General features: G+C 47.6%; 1 protein-coding gene. It reads right to left on the reverse strand.

Annotated elements, in window-relative coordinates:
* Positions 1-233, reverse strand: a 233-nt coding sequence (locus AAEY62_RS24980) for an urease accessory protein UreD (protein WP_350637191.1), incomplete at both ends; no start/stop codon positions are given.

The following is a 233-nucleotide window of genomic DNA, read 5'->3' on the forward strand; positions in this document are numbered from 1 at the left end:
GTCTTGGGTTAACTTAAAGCGCTGCTCAATACAGCCAGTAGCAAAGGGCAAATCACTGGCAGGGCGACCAAGGCCTAGTATTTCCCAGCCTAGGCACTTAGCTGTTTTAGCCAGTTCAATGTTAAATACTTGCAGCCCACGAGAGCCATCAAAGGCGAGGGTTTCTTGCGGTAACCACTCTAAAATGGCGTTGTCATCCACTTTTAAATTAGTAGTTTGGCTCCATGCAACCC

The organism is Pseudoalteromonas sp. GW168-MNA-CIBAN-0100 (assembly GCF_040309225.1).
GTDB classification, from domain to species: domain Bacteria; phylum Pseudomonadota; class Gammaproteobacteria; order Enterobacterales; family Alteromonadaceae; genus Pseudoalteromonas; species Pseudoalteromonas arctica.